Genomic DNA, 24,062 nt, shown 5'->3' on the forward strand with positions numbered 1-24,062 from the left:
TCGCTCGGGTAGTTACTGTCCTTGATGGAGTTCCAGAAGGTGATCTCGTACTGCTCGCTGCTGTCCTTCGGCAGAATGCCTCTACTGTGCAGTGCGACAATGGCGTCGTCGCTGGCAGTGGAGAGGGGCGCTGCACTAGTGCCGCGAGATATCGCCGCTAGTGCAGCGCTCGCGTTGTTGGCAAGCGAAGAGGCGATCCACGGTGTTTGTTCGCCGCTGGTAGCCTCGCTGACTCTCGCCGCGATACGTTGAAACAAGCCCGCAGGTTCTTGTGACGAAGAAGCCTCGTTTAACTCGCGCAGCAATGCGCCCGTATAGACGCCGTGCCGCATGCCGTCTGCTGCAAAGCCGCCCGGTGTTGTTGCGTAGGCAACCAGAGTATTGACGGGCAACGAGGCTGTATCGACCGACGCGTCGGAGGAGAACGGGTTGTTCAGGCAAGTATCGAGAATCACGAAATTGAGCGCGTCGGAACGCGGTGCGCGCATAGCCTGCAATACGGTATTCAAATCGACGCCTTCGCTAACCAGTCGTGCCGGCGCGCGCGCGTCGAGACCGGCGGGCACGAGCAGCGTCTGCCGTCCGATTTGCATGCCGTGGCCCGCGAAATAGAACAGTCCAATTCCGCCATCATGCAGACGTTGGCGGAATTCGCCTATGGCTTGCTGCATTTGCTGCGGCGTCGCATCGATGCGTACGATTACGTCGAAGCCGTGCGCACGCAGCGTGTCGCGCATGGCTTCAGCGTCGCGCGGCGCATTGCCACGAAGCGGGTCTGCATGATCGCCGTACGCGCCGTTGCCGATCACCAAGGCGATACGTGCCGCTTGCGGATTGTTCTGTTGCGGTGTGAGCGGCGCGCTGGATGTAGTCGCCGTACGCATAGCGGCAGCGTCGTGCTCTGTGCCGTCACGCTGCGCCGCGGCATAAACACTGCTCCCGTACGCCTGAGTCGCCCCGACCATGCACACCAGCAGGAATGTTCGCCACATATTCGTATCCTGTTTGTTCCGGACAGAACATAGAGTTCCGATGACCGCGACGCCCGCATCAGGCTTTGGCGCGAATAGATCGCAGCATCGATGCCGTGATCGACTCTCCATCGACAACCTATGAACAACGATAGCACGCGGTTTGCGCGTGACAATGGTCCGCGCATCGTTAGTGCGTTATACGGTTAACGAGTATGGCGTATCTTTTTGGCAAGTTACGTCCTAAGCTAATTCACAAAGTAGCGCTGTACGGCCGTTTTAATAGAGCGGCTGCTCATCGACGTCGACATCGACCCGTCACGTGAACCCACGTGCAACTACGCGAGCGCCCGCGACATTCAGTCGGAGCCTCCGGCCTGCGCTTCGCGCAGCCTGAGCGGAGACGACTATTCTTCGGGAGAGTGCGCAATGCGAAGAACCCTCACACCTGGCGTGCTCGACATATGTCGTGGAACGAAGGCGAGCCTTTTAACGCTCTGCACGGCTTCGTGCGCCGCCTTGTCCCTCATGCTTGGTATCGCGTTCACGTCCGAGTCCGCGCGCGCTGAACAAACACCTTCGCCGCCGGGCGCTGAGGAGTACATCATCTGGCCGTCGGACGGCACCGTGATTCACGGCGGCAAGCTGTGGGTGCGCATGGGGCTGCGCAACATGGGTGTGTGCCCGAAGGGTGTGGCGGTTCCGAACACCGGGCATCACCATCTGCTGATCGATACGGATCTGCCGGCGCTTGACCAGGAAATTCCATCGGACCGCAATCACCTGCATTTCGGCGCAGGTGAGACGGACGCGCGCATCGAATTGCCGCCGGGCAAGCACACCTTGCAGCTCATTCTCGGCGACCAGAACCACGTGCCGCATGTGCCGCCCGTGTACTCGAAGAAGATCACCATCACCGTGCTAAAAGACTAGCGCGTCCCGTTCATTCAAAGCGGGTCCGTCAGGACGGAGAGACCAACATGTACAAGATCATCGCGCTCGCGGCGTTCGTGGCACTTGCGACATTGGTGTCACTGGCCTCGCCGAATCTCGCCACGGCCGGCACGACGCCGTCGCCGGCCGGCGCGCATGCCTATATCGGCTATCCGAACGATGGCCAGGTGGTGCAGGCCAACAAACCGTTTCGGGTGTGGTTCGGCTTGCGCTATATGGGCGTGGCGCCAAAAGGCGTCAAGTATCCGAACACCGGGCACCACCATCTGCTGATCGACACGGACCTGCCGCCGATGGACCAGGAAATTCCATCGGACCGCAACCATCTGCATTTCGGCGCGGGCGAAACAGAAACGATGATTCAACTCCCGCCCGGCAAGCATACGTTGCAACTGCTGATGGGTGACGACATGCATATACCGCACAACCCGCCGGTGTACTCGAAGAAGATCACCGTGATTGCGCGCTGACACGGCGCTTCGCTTCAGTGTCACGTCACAGCCAACACAGTTGCGGGCGTTGTTGGTTGTGATCCACCAGCATCAACCAGCCACATCCCCACCGTTGCACTGCCACTAGCGGCATACCATCCCCGAAACCCTTTATCTACGGCCATTCGAAAAATTTCTTAGGATCGGAAAGCAAAACTGGCACAGCCCATGCATTAGTGACACTCGAGCAGACAAGATGCTCGAACCCAACCGCAACACTGTGCTTTTCCCTTCCAGGAGATTTACCATGAACACGCTGATGATCAAAGACCTGTCCATCACCGCTCAACTCGACAGCAAGGCCATGAGCGCCGTGCGTGGCGGCTTCGGCTACGGCTATCCGTCGTCGTCGTTCTTCAACTACTCGCCCGTGTATGCGCCGAACAACAGCAAGAGCGTCAGCGCCACGCAGTTGATCAGCAACGAAATGAACATCCAGAACGCCAACGGCAACAACGCAGCGTTCGTCGCCGGTGTCACCACCACGATCGACCCGCACGTGACCTCGAGCAACAACATCAACGTGTATTGAACGGCGCAGGCCGCCGCGGAGGCTCTCAGGCCTCCGCGGGACGCGCAAGCTCGGGCAACCCCAGCGCGTCAAAAAGAATTCGCATCCAATCGTTCTTTCCACACGACCCCAGCGTCACCGCTCGATCCCCGCGCCGACCTTCTTGCACTGCTTCAATGGTGAAGCCGGGCAGGACATGCTTTACTTAAATAGCGCGTTCTTCTCGTGCAGCGTAGCGGGTGTCATCGGAGACAATCGTGTCAGCGTTGCTTGATTCAATGCTTCGTCAGCGCTTTTTCAACGCCACAGCGCGGTGCCGTCCCGGCCGCCGGCCGGCGAGTGCGAGCCACATGGCCACGGCGCTACGCGGACTCTGCGCCGCGACAGTCTGCGCACTGTCGCTGAGTGCGTGTGTCGATGTCAGCATGCCCGACTACAAGCGGCCGGATACGCCCGCCAAGGCCTCGTGGTCCGATCAGAAAGGCTCGCCGGTATCGGCGGCCGCGACCATCGAGCCGGACTGGTGGAAAGGCTTCCACGATCCGTATCTGGACACGCTGATCGCTAAGGCGATCGCGAACAACTTCGATATCAAGGTGCTGGCCGCACGTATCGACGTGGCCTCCACGCAAATCGGCGAAGCCAAAGCCGGCGCATTGCCGACCATGGATCTCGGCGCCGGCGCCGATTTCGAAAAAAGTACCGGTCAGACGTTTGCCAAGCAGTACAACGTCGCGACGCAGGTGAACTGGGACATCGATATCTGGGGCAAAGTAGAGAAGGGCGTGCAGGCGCAAAAGGCCGAGTTCCACGCAAGCGAGGCGGATTGGCGCGCCGGTTATCTGGAACTGGTAGCGAATGTCTCGAGTACCTACTTTCAGATCCTGCAATTCGACGACCAGATCGACCAGCAGCAACAAACGCTGGTCACGAACCGGCAGATTCTCACGATCTACGACGGCCAACGCCGCAACGGTCTCGTGCCGCAGACTCAGGTATTGCGCCAACAGGCCGAGATCAACCGTCTAACCAATCAGTTACTCGAACTGCGCCGCTCGCGCGCTGTCGCGAACAACGCGTTGTGCACGCTGCTCGGCGTGCCGGCGGGCGAGTTCCAGTTGCCTAAAGGACATTTGCAGCAACGCGTACAACTGCCCGCGGTGCCGGACGGCTTGCCTGCGCAACTCCTTGCGCGCCGGCCTGACGTGGTGGCGGCCGAGTTCAGAGTGCTGGAAGCCTACGATCTGGTCGGCCAGGCCAAGCTTGCGCAATTGCCCACCATCAGTCTCACTGGCCACGGCGGCACGGCGAGTTTCGCGCTGACCGATTTGCTGAAGTCGTTCACCTACGGATTCATGCCCAGCATCAACATTCCGCTGCTCGATCCCGGCGTGCGGGCTCACGTAAAGGTCACGAAAGCGCAATCGACGGTTGCCGAACAACAGTACCGCGTGGCCGTCATGGGCGCGTTCGAGGAAGTGGAGAACGCGCTGGTCAATCTGAATTCGCACAAGGAACAGCGGGTGGAATTGCAGCAGCAGGTATCGCGTTTACAGATCGTCGCCGATCAGATTCAGTCGCAATTGCGCCTCGGCGTGGTGTCGCAGCTGGAAGTCTTCGAAACTGAACGAACCTTGCTGGAAGCGCAGCAGGACCTGCTCGCTAACCACCAGCTGATTCTGTCCGACACGGTGTTGCTTTATAAGGCGCTGGGCGGCGGTTGGCCGAGCGTGGATGTGCAAGCGGAAGTAAAGGAACACTGAGCTAATCCGAGGCATGACGCGTGGCGTGGCGCAATTCGGCTGCATATGACGCATGAATGGCCTTTTCAACCGACGATCAGAAAATTGACACTTGCCATGCGTGACTTAAAATTTGTAAGGAGACCGGTTTTGCCCGGCTCACTAAAAACATTCGAAATTCGCCGTAGTTCTTCTTTCCGTTCCCGTTGCGCTCTCGCCGCAGCGGGTAAACGATTAGTGATCCAGATAAAATGACCGCCGGCGAAGCCCCGATTGCTGAGATGCGCGCGACACAGGACACCGCGTTCGACGTGGTGCTGTCGCCGGTTGCGTCCGCGCAGCGTCCCGCACTCGACGCAATCCGGATCGTCGACAACCTGTTCGCGATCGGTCGCAGCGAAGCGCCATTCTCCGAGTATCCCGCCGAACGTATTACCCGCTTGTCGCGTCGCCATGCGCGGGTTTTCACGGAGCACGGTGCCGTCTATGTCGCCGATCTCGGCAGCAAGAACGGCACGACGCTCAACGGTAATGCGGTGCGGCAAGCCCCCGCGCGGCTGCGTGCCGGCGACGAGTTGTGCTTCGGCGGCGAGCTTTGCTATCGCGTGAGTATCGAGCCGCGCGCGCGGATCGTCGTCGCACGTGCGGCACCTGCACCCGGCCTGCTGCTGGTGCCGCAGCGCGACGACCTCGAGCTTCAGCCGATCGACGTGCAGGCGTTCCCCTTTCTCATCAGCAAGGCGGACGAGGTTTTCTCGCGCTACAAGGATCGCTATCCGCATCAGGTCAACTACATCTCACGCCGTCATGCCCACATCTTTCTGAAGGGCGGTGAGCTCTACCTCGAAGATCTAGGCAGCACCAACGGCACATTCGTCGGCGGAAAACGGCTCGACGAGACCGCGGTGCCGCTTGTGGAGGGGGACCTCCTTGCATTTGGCGGCGACCACTTCGTCTACAGGGTGACGCTGCAGAAACCCCCTGAAGTCGAGCCGACCGTGACCCAGCTATTCCTCAATCCCGTTGCCGACGAGGCTGTCGATGCCGACAAGACCACGTTCGTTGGCGCCGCACATTCGTTCCTCGATATCTTTTGCGTGGACCCGGGGCTACAACGCGAAGACGAAGTCAACGAAGCGGCGCAGGCCGCATCTGCGCACGCGAAGCGCGACACGCTGACAGGCGGTCCGAACGGTACGAGTGGCACGAACGGCACGAACGGCACAAATAGAGCGAACGGCACGCATGACAAGCAAAGCGCAAACGGCGCTCATGGCACGAACGCAGCAAAGAGCCGGCCGCAGCGTTGGCGTCTGCTCGCGGGAGAACTCAGCAAGGCCTTTGCGGGCGGTGATCACACCATGTCGCGTCGCGCGGTGTGGTGGAGTGGCGCGGCCTTCGTCATTCTGGTGGCCATTGCGCTGACGCTCTACTTGCGCGGCTCGTCGGAGCGCGAATTGCGAAACCTGCTGGCGAGCGGCGACTACACCAGCGCGGTGACCGCGGCAAACGGCTATCTGGAGAAGCACCCCGCCGACACGAAAGTGAGCGCGCTGGCAAGCGAGGCGCTACTGAAGGCGAAGCTCCCCGACTGGCTGAATACGCTGCAAAAAGCGCAGTTCGACCAGGCCGACACGCTGCTCAAGGAGATGAGAGCGTTGAGTGCGAACAATGCGGACGCCACTTCTCTGGTCGGCGAATTGCAGTGGGTGGGCGATTTGGAGCGCTTCGTGGCGGGACGCGGCGGGGTGGACGCACCCATTCGCATGTACGCCGACGAGGCGACCATCAGCGGCCTGCTGCAACGCTGGGACGATGACGCCAGGAGCCATCAGCGCGCGCTCGACCGCATCGCCTCGTATGTGCCCGTTTTTGCGGAACCGTACGCGAGGGCGCTGAGCCATCTGCGCAAACTGGAAAGCGACGACTCGGTCTATCTCGCCGCCATCGATCGCCTGAACGGCACCATTCGTACTGAACTCGGGCGCGACAAACCCGACGCGCTGCCTGCCGTGCTCGACGATTACGCGCAGCGCTATCCGCGCCTCGCCGGCCTCGATCGGGTACGGGAAGATTTGCGCCACTACACCGATGTGCTGAACGCGGCGCTTAGCCGTCAATTGACGCCATTGCTCGCCTTGCTGAAGACGGTGCGTTTCAACACGCCGCCGTTTCAGGCGCAGTTTCAGCAGTTGTCGGCAAGCCGTTTGCCGTCCACGGATGTTATCCAGCGTCATAACGATGCGAGTGCCGCCTGGCAGCGCGGCGACACCCAGCAGGCGCTGGCGGATTTGCAGGCCATGCCTGCAGGGCCGTGGTCCGACGTGATCGCCACAGAACTGGCGCACAAGAAAGCGCAGCTGGACCAGTTCGCCGACTTGCAGAAGACGCGCGGCGGCAGGGATTATGACGAGCGCCTGCTGTCGTTCTACGCCAGTCTCGATCCGGTGGCGGACGTGTGGTTCGTGCAATCGATCCAGAAAGACGTCGCCGCGCTGCACGACAAAGCGCTGGCGCGCGCCCAGGATTTGATGCTACGTGCGCAGAGCCTGTGGAAACAATATCGGGCGAGCGGCCCCATCGGCGGCACGCAGCGGCTGGAAGCGGGAATTTCGCCCGGCTTTCGCAGCGAGGCGCGTTTGCTTTCCGATGCACAGTCCTCCGCGCAACAAGGCATGCGCATCTATACGCAACTAAAGGCGGACCATCCCGCCGACTTCGACCGCCTGCTCACGGATATCCAGGCCGAAGCGGATTTGCAGCGCCGCTCGCTGACCGAGTTGCGCATGGTGCTGGACCCCGGGCTCCTGAAGGCGAAGCTGGCGTTGATCGGAGGCGAGCAGAGTGAAGCGCGACAATCACCCTAGGCCGTTGTCGGAGGCGCTGGAGGATCACAGCGTCGAAGGCATCGCGATTCTGACCGCCGAGCCGGTGCGGCTTGCACGCGCGCTGATCTGGGCGATGGTCGCGCTGGTGCTGGCCGGCTTGCTGTGGTCGTTCGTGGGACGCGCGGATGTGATCGTCAGCGCGCAAGGCACGCTCTCGCCGGAATCCGAGGTGCGCCGCATCTATGCGCCGATCGACGGTGAGCTCGCCGATCTGTACATCGCCGAGGGGCAGCCGGTATCGAAGGGCGACGTGCTGGCGCGGCTGAATGCTCGCGGCGCGATCGAGGCGGCGAGTAACGCGCTGCAGGCGCAGCTCAAACTCGAAGACGCCGAGCGCGACTGGAAGCAGTTCCCCGAGAAGAAGGCGCTCATGGAGCGCAAGGCGGCCGCGCTGAAGGCGCAGATGGAAGTGGAAGCGCGCCTGCACGAAAATCGCGTCTCCGAGGGCACAACCAAGCTCGCCGAAGGTCAGAAGGCCGAACTCGACGAAGCGCGCAGCGTGCTCGACAATGCGCGCCGCACGCGTGAGGCGGCGCGTCAGGAACTGGACCGCTATTCGCGGCTGTTCGCTCAGCCGGGTGGCGGCGGCATCGCCGAGTTGCAGGTCGAGCAGAAGCGAACCGCCGCGATGGAAGCGGATAACGCCTACCGCGTTGCACAATCGAAACTCGCGGAACTGGATTTCCGCCTGAGCCACGAATACGCGCAGGCCAATGCGCAACTCGAAACCAGCGGGCAGCAGACCACCGACCTGCAACTCCAGTACGACTCGGCAGTCCGCGACATCACCGACGCCGAAGACAAACTGCGTCTGCAACTTCAGACAGCGCGCCTCGTATCCGAAGCCGCCGCGCGGATCCGTTTCGAGAACATCGACAAAGACAACTTCCTGCTGATCCTCGCGCCGGTCTCCGGCGTCATCACCGACGTGACCTCCACGCAGCGCGGCGACAAGATCCAGGCGAACGCGCCGCTGGGCGGCATCGCTCCAAAAGATGCGAAACCCGTGCTGAAGATCGAAATCGCCGAACACGATCGTGCTTTTCTGCACGAGGGCCAGCCGGTGAAGCTGAAATTCAACGCGTTCCCGTATCAGCGCTACGGGCTGATCAACGGCACGCTTGCCTATATTTCGCCGGCCACCAAGCCGTCCTTGCAGGACAAGCAGCCGGTGTACGAAGGCCGCGTCACGCTAGACAAGAACTACTACCAGATCGCGGACACCCGCTATCCGCTGCGCTACGGCATGACGGCGAGCGCGGAGATCGTGGTGCGCGAACGGCGCCTGATCGATCTGGGGCTCGATCCATTCAGACAGGTGGCGGGATGAGCGCGCCGAACACACGTCAATTAAAGGAGCGGATGACATGACCGCGATAGTGCGAATCGATGACGAAGTCGTGGACGTTTCCGAGTTCATTCGTCTTCTGAAACTGACCGGCCAGTTCGATAGCCTGATCGAGCAGATCGTGCGCGACAAGCTCACGGTGCATGCGGCCAGGAAGCAGGGCATCACCGTTACCGCCGACGACATCCAGCAGCGCGCCGATCAGTTCCGCCGCGTGCGCGGCTTGCATCGCGCGACGGATATGAATCAGTACCTCGATGCGCTCGGCGTGAGCCTCGACGAGTTCGAGGCCTTCATTACCGACGGTCTGTATCAGGAGAAGATGCTTGAGGTGGTCGGCAACGAGGCGGCGATCAAGGACTACTTCGCACTGAATTCGCCGAAGTTCGACGCGATCGAGGTGAGCCATATCGTGCTCGACAGCGAAGGCAAGGCGAAGGAAATGATTTCGTATCTGCACGACGATCCCGACAGTTTCGCCGACATGGCGCGCGAGCATTCGATTGCGGATACGCGCGAAGCCGGCGGCGTGATCGGCAAAGTGTTGCGCGGATCGTTGAAGCCGGACATCGAGGCGAAGATTTTCAACGCGGCGGTGGGTGATCTGCTTGGACCGTTTCCGTCGGCGGACCGTTCGTGCTTCGAGATTTTCGCCGTGACCGCGAAATATCCGGCGGTGCTCGATGCGGATGTCGCCTCTGAAGTGAGACGTCTGCTGCGCGAGAGCTGGCTGATTGCCCGCTCGCAGGAACATGTGATCGAAGCACGCTAGCCGAATAGCCGAACCGAGGTCCGCAAGCCCATGGATGCACCCCAGACCACGCCCTCCGCAGCCGAGTTTCTCACCTCGGTGGAAATTCTCTCGCCGTTTTCGCGCGACGAGATCGATCGTCTTGCCGAATATGCGCAAGCACGCTTCTATTCGTTCGGCGAAACGGTGTGCTCGGCGGGTGAGACGGCTGACGGTCTTTACGTGGTGCGCTCGGGCTCGGTCCGTATCTTCACCGAGGAGCACGGCAAGGAAACCAGCATGGGCGTGCGCAAAACCGGCGAGATTTTCGCCGACATTGCGATGTTGCGCGCGTACGTGCATGAGGCGTCGGTACGGGCGTCCGCGAAAACCGAACTGCTGTTCATTCCCCGCGCCGCGATCGAACCGGTGATCACCGGCAATCAGGCCGCGTTGGCATTTGTCGCGAGCTATGTGGCGATCAATTCGGCCGGCGGTTTCGTCGCGCAGTTGTTCGATCTGCGCGGCAAACTCAACAAGGCGGAACTCGAAGAATATGTGCGCAGCGTCGGCGTGAAGCGGGTGGCTGAGGGCAAGGAAATTCTCAAGCAGGATGGGCGCGATGACCGGCGGCTCTATGTGGTGCGGCAAGGCGGCGTGCGCATCGTCCGTCATGAGGAAGGCCACGACTACACGCTTGCAACCTTGGGCGAAGGCGAAATCTTCGGTGAAAAGGCGTGTTTGATGCGGCAGGAGCAAATGGCGTCGGTGGTGGCAACGACCGATACGCGGTTGCTGGTGATACCGGAGCGCACCGTCCATTTCATTCTGGAGCGCAATCCGAAGCTGCGCGAAGTCCTGGATGAGCGGATTCGTTACGGTGACCGTGAATTGCAACGGCAAAAGCGCCTCGAGCAGCGGCGCAAGTTGCCCTTGATGCTCGACCTGCAGACTAAACCCGAGTTCGGCGAAAAGGTCATCAAGCGCTTTGCGCTGGTCGAACAGGCCGAAGAAATGGACTGTGGCGCCGCGTGCCTCGCCATGGTCTGCCGCCACTACAGCATCCCGATGACGCTCGGCAAACTGCGCGAACTCGCCAATGTCACGACACAAGGCGCGACGCTCGACAGTCTCGCGCGCGCCGGCGAGTCTCTCGGCTTCACCGCACGCGGCGTGCAATGCACGTTCGATTCATTGCGCGGTTTCGATCTGCCCTTCATCGTGCATTGGGAGGGCTACCACTATGTAGTGGTGTACGGGATCTCGAAGGACTACGTGTGGGTCGCCGACCCGGCACTCGGCTTCCGGAAAATGACGGTTGAGGATTTCGAACGCGGCTGGAGTGGCACGTGTCTGCTCTTTACCGGTGGACCGAATCTCATGCAGATGTCGGCCGCGCGTTCGCCGTGGATACGTTTTGTCGGCTACCTCAGGCCGTACAAGAAGATTCTCGGTCACCTGTTCCTCGCCACGTTCGTGATTCAGGTGCTCGGCGTGATTCCGCCGCTGATCATCCAGAACATTCTCGACGGCGTGATCGTGCATCAGAACGTCAGCCTGTTGCATCTGCTGATCGGTGGCCTGATTATCGCCAATGTGTTCTCGCAATTGATGTCGACGATTCGCGCGTATCTGGCGAATTTCATGGTGCGCAACATGGACTTCGCGATGATGTCGCAGTTCTTCAAGCACACCATGTCGCTGCCGTTCTCGTTTTTCGCCAAGCGGAAGACCGGCGACATCTTCGCGCGCTTCCAGGAGAACCAGACAATCCGGGCCTTCCTCACCGAATCCACGGTGACCACAGCATTGAATTTGCTGATGGTGTTCATCTACTTCACGATCATGTTCGTCTACAACGTGAAGATGACACTGGTACTGATCGCGTTCGTAATACCCATCATGGCGTTGACTGCGCTCGCCACGCCGAAGATCAAGAATTATGCGCGCGAGGTGTTCACGGCCTCGACCGAGTCGAAGTCATTTCTGATGGAAGCGCTCGCCGGTGTCGAGACCATCAAGGGCATGGGCATCGAACGGCCGGTGCGGTTGCGCTGGGAGAAGAAGTACGCGAAGGCGCTCGAAGTGCAATACCGGGCGCACGCCTTCAACATTCTCATTGGGCTTGGCAGCCAGTTGCTGAACGCCGCGACAACGATCGCTATCCTCTGGGTCGGCGCGAATCTGGTGCTGGCGCGCGAAATGACCATCGGTCAGTTGATTGCATTCAATGCGTTCATGGGCAGCGTGCTGGGGCCGCTAATGGGCCTGGTCGGCTTATGGAGCATGTTGAACGACGCGGGCGTGGCGATGGAGCGCCTCGGCGACGTGCTCGATATCGAGCCGGAACAGAAGCCGCAGGATTTGCCTTCGCGCGTGATGCTGCCGGAGCTGCAAGGCGAAATCAGTTTTAGCGGCGTCTACTTCCGCTACGGCGAGGACGACTCGGCGTATGTACTGGAAAATATCAGCTTCGACATCAAGCCCGGCGAACTGGTGGCGATTGTGGGCCGCAGCGGTTCCGGCAAGACAACCCTCGCCAAGCTGCTGGTCGGCTTTTATGCGCCAACCGAGGGCAAGATGACCATCGACGGCTATGACCTCGGTGTGGTCGATAAAGCCTACTACCGTGCGCAGATCGGCTACGTGATGCAGAGCAATCTGCTGTTTTCCGGCACGATTGCCGAGAACATTGCCAGCGGCGACGACGCACCTGAACGGCGCCGCATCGAGGAAGTCGCGAAAATGGCCGATGCGCACGCATTCATCAGCAAGATGCCGCTCGGCTATGAACAGATTGTTGGCGAACGTGGCATTGGCCTATCCGGTGGGCAGATCCAGCGGCTCTGTATCGCGCGGGCGCTGTATCACGATCCGCGTCTGTTGGTTTTCGACGAGGCGACTTCAGCATTGGATTCGCAATCGGAAAGCAATATCCTCGGCAATATGCACGACATTCTGAAGGGCCGAACGGCGGTGATCATTGCACACCGGCTCAGCACCATCATGCGTGCGGACAAGATTCTGGTGCTGTATGAAGGGGCGATTGTCGAACAGGGCCGTCACGATGAACTGATCCAGCGCGGCGGTATGTATTACCAGCTGGTCCAGAAACAGTTGAGTGCGTGATGAAGATACTCGACCAGGTAGAAGAGCTCAGCCCGGCGATTTCATACGCGGGTTTGATCGAACGCATCGAGATACTGCGCTCGACGCTGCGTTGGTCGTCCCGGCTCGAGCGCGCCGACATCGACAAGCTGCTCCGGCAGGCCACCTCGTTGCGCGACGAGGTCATGCAGCTCTCGCACAAGGAGCGCTTCGTGCAGGCCGCAACGGCCGCTGAGCCTGCTGCGTCGGCGGATCAATCTCGTGGTGCGCGTAGAAAGGCGTTGATCGAGCGCAGCTTCATTTTTGAAGGGACGTTCGGTGACAATCCGCGTTTGCTCGAATCGCTTGAAATCGCCGAGAAGGCGGCGCCGACCGATTTGCCGGTGTTGATCGACGGCGAAAGCGGCACCGGCAAGGAGCTGATGGCGAAGGTGATTCACGCGAATGGCTCGCGCTCGGACAAACCTTTTATCTCCGTGAATTGCGGCGCGATTCCGGACAATCTGCTGGAGTCGGAATTGTTCGGCCATCGCAAAGGCGCGTTCACGGGCGCTTCGAATGACCGCAAGGGAAAATTCGAAAGCGCACATACCGGCACGATCTTTCTCGACGAAATCGGCGAGTTGCCCCTGGCCGGCCAGGTGAAGCTGTTGCGGGTGCTGGAAGCACACGAAATTCAACGCGTGGGTTCCGATGAAACGATTGCTGTCGATACACGCATTGTTGCGGCGACTAATCGCAATCTGCGGCAACTCAGCGAAGAGGGCAAGTTTCGCGAGGACCTGTTCTACCGTCTCAGCGTGATTCATGTCACGTTGCCGCCGCTGCGCGAGAGGCGCGATGAGATACCGCTGCTGATTGCCTGGTTCGGCGATGAAGCCGCCGGAACGCTAAAGCGCAGACCCGTCAGATTGACGCCGCGTCTGCGGGACTTTCTGCTGAACTATGCGTACCCGGGCAATATTCGTGAACTGCGCAACGTGATGTATCGCGTGTCGTGCCTGGCTGGCGACATGGCGGATGTCGATCATCTGCCCGTGGATATGCGGCCGGCCGCGCCTGGATCAGCCGCGGCAGCGTCGAATGTAGCCACTGCGACGGGACAGGAGCCAATCAGCGTGGCGAATCTGATGTCGCTGAGCGACGCGAAGCGCGCCGCGAGCGACGACGCGGAAAAAGCCTTCCTGGAGCGCGGCCTGCGCGAAGTGAGCGGCACCGTTGCGGAACTGGCGCGGCGCATCGATATGAACCGCTCACATCTGCAAATGCTCCTGAAGAAGCATGGCCTGCATTCGAAAGATTTTCGCAATCGCAATGCGCCGTCGACGGGCAGAAACGGCGCTGACGAGCACGACGAAGAAGACAGCGATAGTTGAGGCTTGCCGCGTTCGTACTGCAATCAACCCTTTTTGGCCTCCGCCAGCCACTGGTCGAGACCGATGCGCCCGATCCGCGCGTCGCCGAGCGGCACGAGCGATTGTTCCTCGACACGGCCGCCGTAGTACGGCGCATCGCGATCCGTCACCACCGGGCGCGCGTCGCCTACCGATTTCAGATAACGGGTAACGATCTCCGCGAAGGGCGCGCGGTCTGGCCCGGCGATATCGACCGTGCCGTTCAGTGGTGCTGCGAGCGCGACCTGCGCGAGGCTCGCCGCGACATCGTCGGCGGCGATCGGCTGAAACAGGCCGTCGCTGATGCGCACCGCGCCGTCGACCGTGCCGTAATCCGCGATACCGCCGATGAACTCCATGAACTGAGTCGCGCGCACGATCGTGTACGGCACGCCCGCCGCTTCGATCACCTCTTCCTGCGCGACCTTGGCAACGAAATACGCGTTCTCCGGTGTGCGATCACAGCCGACGATTGATAGCGCGACGTGATGGCGCACGCCTGCGGCCACTTCGGCTTTGCCGAGGTTACGTGCGGAGGTGCGGAAAAAATCGAGCACCGCCTGCGGCTCCCAGGACGGCGCGTTCGTCACATCCACGACGACGTCCGCGCCCACGAGCGCGTTGCTCAGGCCTTCACCCGTAACGGCGTTCACGCCGGTGCGCGGCGACGCGGCAAGCGCTTCATGACCCGCGTTATTGAGCAGCGTGACGAGACGCGATCCGATCAGGCCGGAACCACCGATTACGACGATTTTCATGGCAGATTCTCCAGATGAGAGTAAATGGACGCGGGTGGCGGCGGGCGGGCGTTGTATTGCGTGAAAGTGTTCGCCGCAGTCGCATCGCGTGAGGCTATTGTGGAAGAATCATGCTCTATCGAAAAGTGACAAGAATTGTCGATCCGACTAGTCCATGTCAGTTGCCGCTCCCCTTGCCCGCGAGACCGTCATGACCGTAGCAACGCCCGCATTAAGCATTGAAATCGATCGGCAGCAACAGTTGCCGATCTATCTGCAGATTTGCGAACGCTTCAGGACAGCGATCGCCGCGGGGCATCTGCGTCCCGGCGATCGCGTGCCTGCGCTGCGCGGCCTCGCCACGCAGTTAAGCACGGCGCGTGGCACGGTCGAGCTCGCCTACACGATCCTCGTCGACGAGGGCTACCTGCAGATGCGCGGCGCGGCGGGCACGTTCGTATCGTCGTCGCTGCCGGCATCGGTGACGCGCTCGTCGCGTGCGCAGGGCGTTCAGGACGCGCGCGGCAAGCAGAGTAATGGAGGAGCGGGCACGCCGGAGACGCCGGGCGAGTCGCGCAGTGGTCAAGCGGCGCCACGTCAGCAGGCCCTCGCCGTCGCCATGAGCGGCGCGCCGCGGCCGTTGCAGCCAGGGCTGCCCGCTCTCGACGCATTTCCGAACAAGCTATGGAACCGGCTCGTATCGCGCCGCGCGCGCAGCGGCGACCGCGCGATGCTCGCGTACCCGGATCCGTCCGGGTACCGGCCGCTGCGCGAACATATCGCCACGTATCTCGGACTCTCGCGTGGTGTGACCTGCCTGCCGGAACAGGTGTTCGTGACCGGCGGCTACCGTGCGACGCTCGAACTTGTGTTGCGCAGTCTCGCCCGCCCGAACGATCGCATGTGGTTCGAGGATCCCGGCTATCTGCTCGCGCGCGGTTATCTGGCCGAAACCGGCGTGCAGCTCGTGCCGGTGCCGGTGGATAGTGAAGGAATCGACGTCGAGCGCGGCACAGCGCTGGATGCAGAGGCACGCTTCGCGGTGGTCACACCGTCGCATCAGAGTCCGCTCGGGCAGACGCTGTCGCTCGCACGACGCATGGCGCTGCTGGACTCGGCAGAGAAAGCGTCCCGCTGGATCATCGAAGACGACTACGACAGCGAGTTCCGCTATCTGGGCCGGCCATTGCCGGCTTTAAAGAGCCTCGATCGGCGCGATCGCGTGATCTATTCCGGCACGTTTAGCAAGGTGATGTTTCCCGGGTTGCGGCTCGCGTATGCGGTGATGCCGGAGCGGGCAGTCGAGCGTGTCGAGCGGGTAGCGCACAGCATGAATGCCGGATCGCCGACGCTTTTGCAGGCGGCCGTGGCGGATTTCATTGGGCAGGGGCATTTTGCGCGACATCTGAAGCGCATGCGTGCGTTGTACGGCGAGCGGCGCGTGCTGATTGTGAACGCGCTGGAGCAGGCGTTTGGCGAGCGGCTGATTGTCGATTTGCCGCCAGGTGGAATTCAGTTCGCGGTGCGGTTCGCCGAAGGCCCCGATGGCCCGGTCGACGACGTCGCCGTCGCCGCGCGCGCCCGCGAGGCGGGGCTCGGGGTGCTGGCGCTTTCGATCTGGTACGCGAATGGCCGCGCGCGGCGCACGCCGCGCGGCCTGGTGATGGGCTTCGCGAACGTCGCCGATGCGCGTGAGGCAGGCCGTCTCGCGCGAACGTTGCGCGCGTGTCTGGACGGTTGACGCGCTTTATGCGCTCTGCTGGGCCGCACCCGCCGCCATGCTCGCGCTGCGGGTTGCCTGCGCGGCAAGCGAGGCGAACACCGCATCGCCGGTAAGTTGGGCACGTGCCGCATCGAGTGCCTCGGCTACGGCCGCTTCGCCCATCACAAGCCCCTGCAGGAGAAGAAACTGCACGCTGTGGATGCCGATCGTTCCGAGTGCATAGCGCAGATACGGCGTCAGAAAGTCCGGCTGCCGCGCGCGTTCGCCGCTATGGACACCGCCGGAACCGACGATCACGATGGTCGGCCGGTCGCGCATCAGCCCAACCTTGCCTTCCGGTGTCGAGGCAAACGTCCGATGAATGCGCAACGTGTAATCGATCCACAGCTTGAGCGCTGCCGGCACCGTGAAGTTGTGCATCGGCGTGTTGATAATGAGCGCATCCGTCGTTTCGATTTCATCGATCAGTTGTTCGGAGACATCGAACAGAGCCCTATCCGGCGTGCGCGATGTGACGGCGCGCGCATAGTCGCGGGCGACGGGCGGCAGTGGCGCAGCTGCCAGATCGCGTTCGATAACTTCGATGTCCGCTGCAGCGGGTGCGGTGTGCTCGTGCAGTACGCCGACGATCTCGTCGGCAAAACGGTAGCCGTGGCTTTCCTCGCCGTGTGGGCTGGCGTTGATCAGTAGAATTTTCATGACGTAACCGTCGCGGAATGGGCAAGAGGAGCGAGGGGTTCGACGAAGTGCATGCCGCGAGCGAGCAACCCATTGCGGAAATAGAAGCGCTGCGCAAGCGGCATGTGCAGGCCCGTATCGAGTACGAAGTGCACGCAGCCCGCTTCGCGCGCAATCTGCCGTACCGCGTCGAGCAGCTGCGCGCCGATGCCGCCACGCTGCAACCTGTCATCTACAACCAGATCGTCGACATAGACGAAGCGGCCATACAGCAGATTGGTCAGCGTGCGATAACCGGCGAGGCCGACGACGCTGCCCGCGTCTGACGCAGCGAGCAGGCGATAGCCTTCAGCATGCTGTTTTGCCACCTGCGCGGCGAACGAGTGCGCGTCCGTCAGATGCGGGCGCAACTGACGCATAACGTCGAATGCGGGCAGTAGCGATTCGGGCGTGTCGAGGTGAACGAAGCGAAGCGGGGCAGGCATGGGCGTCTCCATAGGGAACGACGCTCACGATACCTGGCGCACGGCCTGGTCGATAGAGCCAAGAATCAGCGATTGGACCAGGCCATCCGGTGGACACACCGGCAATCAAAGCTGTGTTTTCAAGGTGCTGGGTTCAGCAAGGTTTTGTCGGACGCATACGGATCTTCAGCATGCACGACAACGGCGGTGACATTATCGCGTCCGCCGCGCGCAATGGCCAGGTCGACCAGTTCATCAGACGCGCGCTCGCACGTCACCGTGGTCAGCACGCCCAGTATTTCTTCGTCGCTGATTTCGTTGCTCAAGCCGTCGCTACAAAGCAGAAAGACGTCACCGTCCGCGACTTCGATCGCATCATCGTCGAGTTCGAGCACGTCCGTTGCGCCCACCGCGCGCGTGATCATGTGCTGCGCGGGATGATGCCGCGCCTCTTCGTCGGTAATCACGCCGAGCGACTTGAGTTCTTCCACCTGACTATGATCGCGCGTGAGTTGCCGCAATTGTCCTTCGCGATACAGATAGAGACGACTGTCGCCGGCCCATAGGTAGCCGCAGAAGCGGTCGCACGCGAGCAGCACGATGACGGTGCTGCCGATCCGCTGCACCTGGCGGCGCGCGGCCTCGTCCCGCAGTTGGCGGTTGGCCTTTTGCAGCCGTGCTCGCGCATCGGCGATACAGGTTTTCATGGCGAGCGGCGGCGCGAGGCGGCTCAGCGCATCGATCACCAGCCGGCTCGCCAGATCGCCGACCGCGTGCCCGCCCATGCCATCGGCGACCGCCCAGCGTCCGGGTTCGGACTGGGCGAGGCAGGCATCTTCGTTGATTTCACGGACGCGTCCCGCGTCGGACCGCGCGGACGACGTCCATCGAAATTGGCTCGGACAGGTCACAAGAGCTACACCATATCGTTTCTACTGCGCGCGTCGGGGGAGACGTTGATGTTCGAATTCGCACCGGTGTTGCGTACGTCAACCGACTGGAACGTGTTGATCATCTGGTTAGCATAGAAGTTGTTCGAGATGTCGTACAGGTTCACTACCGGACCGATGCTCGGCGTTTCCCGCACATAGGGCTGAATCCAGCCGTACACCCACGGCGCACCGCCGCCGCCGCGGATCGCGGCCATTGCTTTACGGTCGAGCGCCAGGTTCAGCGAGAGGTCGTTTACTGTGATGGAAGCCATATCGTTCTCCGGTTGGCCGCGTGCGTCGGGCGCGCGGTTGAAAAGGAATTGAACGTGATGGTGCAAGTGCCATGCCAATTTGCGGCTCGAGCGGGCGCTTTCTCGTAACGCGTTGATTGGTGGGCGATCCCGCGCGTCTGACTGGCAGCGCTTGTTCGTGCGGCGCCGCAGAGGTCGGGATGCAGCCAACATCCGGGCGCTCACACCGGTGCAGGACCCAACACATTGGCCGGACTCCCGGCCCTTGGCGAACCTGCTCGCTAAGGCTCAAACAACACGCCAAATGATCGACGTCTGCCAACAGATCGGCTCGATTTGTGTCGGCTCCCGGCGCACACATACGGCACTCAAAATGCCTCCCAATTCCTGCCAGCCCTTTAAATAAAGGCTTTTCGCCACATGGCCCGGATGATGCAAAAGATCTCGCAACAGTGTTGGATATTGAAGCGAGACCAGCCATGAACACGAACCACCTCCCGACGAGCAGCGAAGATCAAGACGAACGCTGCAATGAAACGTCGACCATCGACCTGCCGATCGGCGCGCATCTCGTTACGCAACGGCGCGGCTACGAACACCACGGCATTTATGTCGGCAATGGCCGGGTGGTTCATTACGCCGGTTTTGCGAGCTCGGCACATCGCGGTCCGGTGGAAGAAGTGGAATTAACCAACTTCGCCGCCGGTCATCCCTTGACGATCCGCCCAACCCCGAGCGCCCGCTACGTCGGAGATGAAGCCGTGCGCCGTGCGCGCTCCCGCCTTGGCGAAAACCATTACCGCCTGCTGACGAATAACTGCGAGCACTTCTGTGCGTGGTGCCTGCTTGGCGAAAGCCGCAGCGAACAGGTGCATTGCTGCCTGACGCATCCCCGTGCCGGCGTTCTCACGCTGGTGTGTCTGGTGAAGGCGTTTGTCGAACGCACCGCGAAGAATGGTCAGGTTGCCGCCCAACTCGCGTGAGCGGGCAGTAACGAGTTATCAGCAATTCAGGGATTCAAGGATCGAGGAGAGCATCATGGTTGCCGCAGAAAAGACCTTGCACTGGGCCGTCGATAAATGGCTTGCACCGACCCCCTCGATGCCCGCACGTGTCGTCCAGTTTTGCCACCGCGCGTCGCAGCATCAGCGTTACGTTTGTGTGGAAGCTCTGCGGCCGAGCGGGTTGTTGTCGATCTTCTTCTTCCGTCATGACGACGGCTCGTGGAACGTGTTCCCGCCGCAAGCCGAGCGGCCCGCCATGAACGGCCATCGACGCGCGGCGGTTTGCTAGCTTTGTGTGTGCGCGGCCGCTTCCTTGACGATCCACTGACTGAACAGCAGCATCGCCGACGTCATCGGCTTGCCCTTCAACCACGTCAGCCAGTAGCTGCCGGCGTGAACTTCCACTTCGAACGGCCGCACCAGCCGGCCCGTGTTGATCTCGTGATCGAACATCAGCGCCGGCGCCAGCGCGATACCCGCACCCTGCATGGCCGCTTCCACCATGAGCCGCGATGAATCGAACACCGGGCCGCGAATCGGCCGCGGTGAGATGCCGGCGGCCGTGAACCAGCTCATCCAGTCGTCAACGCGATAGGAACGCAGCAACGTTTCGTTGGCGAGATCCGTTGGCTCGGACAGACGCTCGGCGATCTCGGGCGCACACAGAATGGCGAGCGGTGCGTCGAGCAGCCGGGTGGCGAGCGAGCCTGGCCAGGTGCCGTCGCCGAAGCGAATTGCGAAGTCGAGGCCCTCGGTGGCGAGATCGACCAGATTGTTGTTCGTCAGCAGCCGCAGCTCGACAAACGGATGCGCGTCGCGAAACGACTTGAGCCGCGACATCAGCCAGCCCACCGCGAAAGTGCCTACCACCCCGACCGTCAACACTTCGTGAAAGTGGCCGCCGTCGAACTGTTTGAGTACGGCTTCGATGCGATCGAATGCGTCGGTGAGGACAGGACGTAGCGCGAGGCCTTCGTCGGTCATGGCCAGTCCACGTGGCAGACGTTTGAAGAGCGCGGTGCCAAGCCGCTCCTCCAGCGTTCTGACCTGCTGGCTCACGGCCGCCTGGGTGACGTTCAATTCGAGCGCGGCGCGCGTGAAGCTCAGATGTCGCGCGGACGATTCGAAGGCGCGCAGCGCATTCAACGGGAGATACGGTCTCATGGCAGAGGCATAAGATTTTCTAGGGGATCGACTAACTTATCATCGTTTGCCAGCGGGCGCCGAAAAACCGATAGTTGCGGCTTCACATAAGGAGCGGCGATGATCACAAGACGGAAATTCGCGGGCGCGATGCTCGGTGTTTCGATAGCTGGGGTTGCGGTTGGCAGTGGTGGCGCGTTCGGAAAAGCGGTGAAGGCGGGCACAGCAAAGCCGGGCGGCAGCGTGGCCAAGGCGGACGCCATTCGTCAACGGCTCGCGCAGATCGAAGCGGAAAGCGGTGGGCGACTGGGCGTTTCGATCGTCGACACGACCTCCGGATTGCACGCCGGTTTGCGGACGGACGAGCGGTTTCCGATGTGCAGCACGTTCAAACTGCTGGCGGCGGGTTTCGTGCTGACGCGAGTGGATCGCGGGCAAGAAGACCTGGAACGGCGCATCGTGTTTTCCAAAAGCGATCTTGTGTCGTACTCGCCCGCTACCAGCCAGCACACTCGCGAGCGCACTGGCGACGCGGGGATGAGCGTCGCCGATTTGTGCAAGGCGGCCATTACGCTCAGCGACAACACCGCGGCGAATCTGTTGCTTGCGAGCTTTGGCGGCCCCGCCGCGTTGACGGCGTTCGCGCGCAGTATTGGCGACGGCATCACGCGTCTGGACCGCAATGAGCCGACGCTGAACGAAGCGACGCCCGGCGATCCGCGCGACACCACCACGCCCAACGCCATGCTCGGCAATCTGCGTGAGCTGCTGCTGGGCGAGCGTTTGTCTTCGCCGTCGCGTGCGCAACTGCTGGCCTGGCTTGCCGCCAACCAGACCGGTGGCGAACGGATTCGCGCGAAGCTGCCGAAGGATTGGGGCGTCGGCGATAAAACCGGCACGGGCGATCACGGCACGGCAAACGACGTTGCGATTCTGTGGCCGCCAGGACGCGGGCCGATTCTCGTGACGGTCTACCTGACCGAGACGAGCGGCGATGCGGCGCGCAGCAATGCCGCGATTGCGAACGTCGGGGCGTTGATCGTGGCGTCGGTTTGATGGTGTGAGCACGTTCAGCGCATGAACCGGTTCGTGGTGCAAACGCGCTGACCACGGGAGAAAGGCGGACCGTTCGTGGGAAAAAACGGCCCGCGTCCTTCGCTGACGGTTGAAAGACGAATCGTGCGACACTAGGGCCACACCGAAGGGGGCGACGAATTTGGCAACTGAACCGACAACTGGGGATCGGCCTCGACTTACGCGGTGAGAAGTTGATTGTGCAAGTGATTGCGTGACCCCTCCCGCCGACGTTCGTCCAGGTAAGCCGTCGGCTTGTCCAACCGCGCAGTATTGGTCTTGGTTCGGAGTCTCCTATGCCTCTCTATGTCGTTGCATTGCTAATCGGTGTAGTGGCCGGACTCCGCGCGATGACCGCTCCCGCGGCCATCAGTTGGGCGGCGCATCTGGGGTGGTTGCCGCTGCAGGACACGCCGCTGGCATTTCTCGGCTTTGCTGCCACACCGTATATCTTCACTGTGCTGGCGATCGTCGAACTGATTACCGACCAATTGCCCAAGACACCTAGCCGTACCGTGCCGATGCAATTCGGCGCGCGTATCGTCCTGGGTGGGTTGAGTGGCGCGGCGATTGGGGCCGCACATGGCGCCTTGGTGGGTGGTTTGATTGCCGGGGTGGTGGGTGCGGTGATCGGCACCTTGGGTGGCGCGAGAGTGAGAGCTGCGTTGGCGCGCACATTCGGCCGTGACTTGCCGGCCGCGTTGATCGAAGACGCGGTGGCGATCGTTGGCGCTGTGGTGATCGTGATGGCGTTGCGTTGACAAACCATTCGTCATCGCGGACAATTTTTCTCGCCCAAGGGCCACGACAAATACCTGGCTAGCAACAGACGGTCGGCTATCCGTGGACTTGGGCGTTTTCATTTCTAGGCCCGCGCAACACGCGAGTCGGCTGTAATTTGGGCCACAGGCTGAGCAGCACCTGCAGCCGGAATCAACTTCCCTCGCACCAGCAACCCGAGCGTCTTCACCACCAGAATTCCAATCACCACATTCGCCGCGATGAACAAAACCGGCGCGATCCATTCGAGCGGACCCGTTGCGCCTCGTTCGACCATGCGAATCGCCATCGTCGGCAATGCGGCTACACCGAAGCTGAACGCCCAGTATCCCGGTACGAATGCTTGCTGACGAATCCACGGCAGCAGACGCAACAGCATCAACGCCTGGTAGAGCCCATAACCGAGCAGCATCAGCGCGATCAGATCAGGCGTACCACTGCTTAAGCTCAGATACGTCACACCGCCCACCACCGGCGGCGCGAGTTGAATGCCGAGGACCGGACGCAATGCTTCGGGCAGTGGTTCGTGCACGGCGGCGCGGTGCAGAATCATCGATTCGATCGCGAGCCAGGACAGTACGCCGGCGCCGAAGAACAGCCCGCCCAGCTGATGAAAACCGAAGGCAGCCGCAGCCGTGCCCGCGACAAAACTCGACGCGACGGTCGGCAGATAAATGGCCGCCGTGATCAGTTCAGGCTTGCGCCCACCTTGCCACAGCCGTCCATGCAGGTACACGCCGAGCACCAATTGCGCGACCACGGCGACGCCGAACAGTGCAAGCGCAACCGAATGCGCGTAAGTCTGCAAGATCTGCGCGGCAAGCAAACTCGAAACCGGCCCGAGCGCTGCAAAAGACGATTGCACCGGATGCTGCATTTCCGCGCGAGCTTCGGCTGCGTGCGTCAACCACTTATGCCCGTAAGCAAGCAGAACGACAACCCAAACCGCAAGCGCTGCGACGCTCAACACGTCTCCAGCGCTTGTTGGCAGATGCCACACCCTGATCGCCACGCGCCACAAGTTGGCGAACGCCAGCGCGCCCACCGCGATCCCGAAGAAAGAAACTGGAATCGTGCCACGATTGCTGTTCATCTCTGATCCTCCGAAACGTTGCGACGCGCTCCAATGCTCCGGCGTT

At 61.5% G+C, this 24,062-nt stretch carries 21 protein-coding genes and 1 pseudogene; 14 read left to right on the plus strand and 8 right to left on the minus strand.

Annotated features, from left to right (window positions below):
* Positions 1 to 236 precede the first annotated feature (236 nt).
* Positions 237 to 1,103, minus strand: a pseudogene (locus KHO30_RS39710) (caspase family protein); the annotation flags it as partial.
* 297 nt (positions 1,104 to 1,400) lie between these two features.
* Here KHO30_RS39710 and KHO30_RS05435 point away from each other — a divergent pair.
* The 9 genes from KHO30_RS05435 to KHO30_RS05475 all read left to right on the plus strand — a co-directional run bounded on the left by KHO30_RS05435 (position 1,401) and on the right by KHO30_RS05475 (position 14,119).
* Complete coding sequence (locus KHO30_RS05435) at positions 1,401 to 1,904, plus strand: DUF4399 domain-containing protein (protein WP_211700280.1); 504 nt, start codon at positions 1,401 to 1,403, stop codon at positions 1,902 to 1,904.
* Positions 1,905 to 1,951: 47 nt separating this feature from the next.
* Positions 1,952 to 2,395, plus strand: a complete 444-nt coding sequence (locus tag KHO30_RS05440; protein WP_200621471.1) for a DUF4399 domain-containing protein — start codon at positions 1,952 to 1,954, stop codon at positions 2,393 to 2,395.
* A gap of 268 nt (positions 2,396 to 2,663) precedes the next feature.
* Entirely contained in the window at positions 2,664 to 2,948 is a 285-nt protein-coding gene (locus KHO30_RS05445) for a hypothetical protein (protein WP_054035557.1), read from the plus strand.
* Between the two features lie 329 nt (positions 2,949 to 3,277).
* A complete protein-coding gene (locus tag KHO30_RS05450; protein WP_200621474.1) occupies positions 3,278 to 4,690 on the plus strand; it encodes an efflux transporter outer membrane subunit in 1,413 nt (470 codons plus the stop codon).
* Positions 4,691 to 4,920: 230 nt separating this feature from the next.
* Entirely contained in the window at positions 4,921 to 7,536 is a 2,616-nt protein-coding gene (locus tag KHO30_RS05455; protein ID WP_211700281.1) for an FHA domain-containing protein, read from the plus strand.
* Entirely contained in the window at positions 7,514 to 8,887 is a 1,374-nt protein-coding gene (locus KHO30_RS05460) for a beta-barrel domain-containing protein (protein ID WP_200621469.1), read from the plus strand. Before KHO30_RS05455 ends, KHO30_RS05460 begins: the two co-directional genes overlap by 23 nt.
* A 37-nt stretch (positions 8,888 to 8,924) precedes the next feature.
* Complete coding sequence (locus KHO30_RS05465) at positions 8,925 to 9,677, plus strand: peptidylprolyl isomerase (RefSeq protein WP_211700282.1); 753 nt, start codon at positions 8,925 to 8,927, stop codon at positions 9,675 to 9,677.
* 30 nt (positions 9,678 to 9,707) lie between these two features.
* On the plus strand, positions 9,708 to 12,764 hold the full coding sequence (locus KHO30_RS05470; protein ID WP_211700283.1) for a peptidase domain-containing ABC transporter: 3,057 nt from the start codon (positions 9,708 to 9,710) through the stop codon (positions 12,762 to 12,764).
* Complete coding sequence (locus KHO30_RS05475; protein ID WP_200621466.1) at positions 12,761 to 14,119, plus strand: sigma-54 interaction domain-containing protein; 1,359 nt, start codon at positions 12,761 to 12,763, stop codon at positions 14,117 to 14,119. Before KHO30_RS05470 ends, KHO30_RS05475 begins: the two co-directional genes overlap by 4 nt.
* 23 nt (positions 14,120 to 14,142) lie before the next feature.
* On the opposite strand, the gene KHO30_RS05480 is transcribed toward KHO30_RS05475, so the two are convergent.
* The gene (locus KHO30_RS05480; RefSeq protein WP_200565382.1) at positions 14,143 to 14,895 is read right to left on the minus strand and encodes an SDR family oxidoreductase; all 753 of its coding nucleotides are present in this window, start codon (positions 14,893 to 14,895) and stop codon (positions 14,143 to 14,145) included.
* A gap of 190 nt (positions 14,896 to 15,085) precedes the next feature.
* Between KHO30_RS05480 and pdxR the strand changes: the two genes are divergently transcribed.
* Positions 15,086 to 16,615, plus strand: coding sequence for a MocR-like pyridoxine biosynthesis transcription factor PdxR (gene pdxR / locus KHO30_RS05485; protein WP_211700284.1), 1,530 nt, complete (start codon positions 15,086 to 15,088; stop codon positions 16,613 to 16,615).
* Between the two features lie 6 nt (positions 16,616 to 16,621).
* Here pdxR and KHO30_RS05490 read toward each other — a convergent pair whose 3' ends face one another.
* From KHO30_RS05490 to KHO30_RS05505, 4 genes are all read right to left on the minus strand, one after another.
* Positions 16,622 to 17,296, minus strand: coding sequence for an FMN-dependent NADH-azoreductase (locus KHO30_RS05490; RefSeq protein ID WP_093637669.1), 675 nt, complete (start codon positions 17,294 to 17,296; stop codon positions 16,622 to 16,624).
* The gene (locus KHO30_RS05495) at positions 17,293 to 17,760 is read right to left on the minus strand and encodes a GNAT family N-acetyltransferase (protein WP_093637664.1); all 468 of its coding nucleotides are present in this window, start codon (positions 17,758 to 17,760) and stop codon (positions 17,293 to 17,295) included. The genes KHO30_RS05490 and KHO30_RS05495 overlap by 4 nt, the downstream gene beginning before the upstream one ends.
* A gap of 119 nt (positions 17,761 to 17,879) precedes the next feature.
* The gene (locus tag KHO30_RS05500; RefSeq protein ID WP_200653953.1) at positions 17,880 to 18,650 is read right to left on the minus strand and encodes a PP2C family protein-serine/threonine phosphatase; all 771 of its coding nucleotides are present in this window, start codon (positions 18,648 to 18,650) and stop codon (positions 17,880 to 17,882) included.
* Between the two features lie 5 nt (positions 18,651 to 18,655).
* Positions 18,656 to 18,943: a hypothetical protein gene (locus KHO30_RS05505; RefSeq protein ID WP_093637794.1), complete on the minus strand. Its 288-nt coding sequence runs from the start codon at positions 18,941 to 18,943 to the stop codon at positions 18,656 to 18,658.
* A gap of 458 nt (positions 18,944 to 19,401) precedes the next feature.
* Between KHO30_RS05505 and KHO30_RS05510 the strand changes: the two genes are divergently transcribed.
* Complete coding sequence (locus KHO30_RS05510) at positions 19,402 to 19,905, plus strand: lecithin retinol acyltransferase family protein (protein ID WP_093637657.1); 504 nt, start codon at positions 19,402 to 19,404, stop codon at positions 19,903 to 19,905.
* 55 nt (positions 19,906 to 19,960) lie between these two features.
* On the plus strand, positions 19,961 to 20,215 hold the full coding sequence (locus tag KHO30_RS05515; RefSeq protein WP_093637652.1) for a hypothetical protein: 255 nt from the start codon (positions 19,961 to 19,963) through the stop codon (positions 20,213 to 20,215).
* Here KHO30_RS05515 and KHO30_RS05520 read toward each other — a convergent pair.
* On the minus strand, positions 20,212 to 21,090 hold the full coding sequence (locus tag KHO30_RS05520) for a LysR family transcriptional regulator (RefSeq protein ID WP_093637648.1): 879 nt from the start codon (positions 21,088 to 21,090) through the stop codon (positions 20,212 to 20,214). The genes KHO30_RS05515 and KHO30_RS05520 overlap by 4 nt on opposite strands.
* 99 nt (positions 21,091 to 21,189) lie before the next feature.
* Here KHO30_RS05520 and bla point away from each other — a divergent pair, with 99 nt between their 5' ends.
* Positions 21,190 to 22,125 (plus strand): class A beta-lactamase, encoded by a 936-nt coding sequence (gene bla / locus KHO30_RS05525; protein ID WP_211700285.1) that lies wholly within the window; start codon positions 21,190 to 21,192, stop codon positions 22,123 to 22,125.
* A gap of 314 nt (positions 22,126 to 22,439) precedes the next feature.
* Positions 22,440 to 22,904 (plus strand): DUF4126 domain-containing protein, encoded by a 465-nt coding sequence (locus tag KHO30_RS05530; protein ID WP_200653956.1) that lies wholly within the window; start codon positions 22,440 to 22,442, stop codon positions 22,902 to 22,904.
* Between the two features lie 104 nt (positions 22,905 to 23,008).
* On the opposite strand, the gene tehA is transcribed toward KHO30_RS05530, so the two are convergent.
* Positions 23,009 to 24,016, minus strand: a complete 1,008-nt coding sequence (gene tehA / locus KHO30_RS05535) for a dicarboxylate transporter/tellurite-resistance protein TehA (protein ID WP_211700286.1) — start codon at positions 24,014 to 24,016, stop codon at positions 23,009 to 23,011.
* Positions 24,017 to 24,062 lie beyond the last annotated feature (46 nt).

Origin of the sequence: Paraburkholderia aspalathi (genome assembly GCF_905220735.1) — a bacterium.
In the GTDB taxonomy this organism is placed as follows: domain Bacteria; phylum Pseudomonadota; class Gammaproteobacteria; order Burkholderiales; family Burkholderiaceae; genus Paraburkholderia; species Paraburkholderia aspalathi.

Excerpts from the sequence above, each read along its gene's own strand:
- KHO30_RS05435 (WP_211700280.1), top strand. The coding sequence starts at position 1,401 with ATGCGAAGAACCCTCACACCTGGCGTGCTCGACATATGTCGTGGAACG.
- KHO30_RS05440 (WP_200621471.1), top strand. The coding sequence starts at position 1,952 with ATGTACAAGATCATCGCGCTCGCGGCGTTCGTGGCACTTGCGACATTG.
- KHO30_RS05445 (WP_054035557.1), top strand. The coding sequence starts at position 2,664 with ATGAACACGCTGATGATCAAAGACCTGTCCATCACCGCTCAACTCGAC.
- KHO30_RS05450 (WP_200621474.1), top strand. The coding sequence starts at position 3,278 with ATGGCCACGGCGCTACGCGGACTCTGCGCCGCGACAGTCTGCGCACTG.
- KHO30_RS05455 (WP_211700281.1), top strand. The coding sequence starts at position 4,921 with ATGACCGCCGGCGAAGCCCCGATTGCTGAGATGCGCGCGACACAGGAC.
- KHO30_RS05465 (WP_211700282.1), top strand. The coding sequence starts at position 8,925 with ATGACCGCGATAGTGCGAATCGATGACGAAGTCGTGGACGTTTCCGAG.
- KHO30_RS05470 (WP_211700283.1), top strand. The coding sequence starts at position 9,708 with ATGGATGCACCCCAGACCACGCCCTCCGCAGCCGAGTTTCTCACCTCG.
- KHO30_RS05480 (WP_200565382.1), bottom strand. The coding sequence starts at position 14,895 with ATGAAAATCGTCGTAATCGGTGGTTCCGGCCTGATCGGATCGCGTCTC.
- pdxR (WP_211700284.1), top strand. The coding sequence starts at position 15,086 with ATGACCGTAGCAACGCCCGCATTAAGCATTGAAATCGATCGGCAGCAA.
- KHO30_RS05490 (WP_093637669.1), bottom strand. The coding sequence starts at position 17,296 with ATGAAAATTCTACTGATCAACGCCAGCCCACACGGCGAGGAAAGCCAC.
- KHO30_RS05495 (WP_093637664.1), bottom strand. The coding sequence starts at position 17,760 with ATGCCTGCCCCGCTTCGCTTCGTTCACCTCGACACGCCCGAATCGCTA.
- KHO30_RS05505 (WP_093637794.1), bottom strand. The coding sequence starts at position 18,943 with ATGGCTTCCATCACAGTAAACGACCTCTCGCTGAACCTGGCGCTCGAC.
- KHO30_RS05510 (WP_093637657.1), top strand. The coding sequence starts at position 19,402 with ATGAACACGAACCACCTCCCGACGAGCAGCGAAGATCAAGACGAACGC.
- KHO30_RS05515 (WP_093637652.1), top strand. The coding sequence starts at position 19,961 with ATGGTTGCCGCAGAAAAGACCTTGCACTGGGCCGTCGATAAATGGCTT.
- KHO30_RS05520 (WP_093637648.1), bottom strand. The coding sequence starts at position 21,090 with ATGAGACCGTATCTCCCGTTGAATGCGCTGCGCGCCTTCGAATCGTCC.
- bla (WP_211700285.1), top strand. The coding sequence starts at position 21,190 with ATGATCACAAGACGGAAATTCGCGGGCGCGATGCTCGGTGTTTCGATA.
- KHO30_RS05530 (WP_200653956.1), top strand. The coding sequence starts at position 22,440 with ATGCCTCTCTATGTCGTTGCATTGCTAATCGGTGTAGTGGCCGGACTC.
- tehA (WP_211700286.1), bottom strand. The coding sequence starts at position 24,016 with ATGAACAGCAATCGTGGCACGATTCCAGTTTCTTTCTTCGGGATCGCG.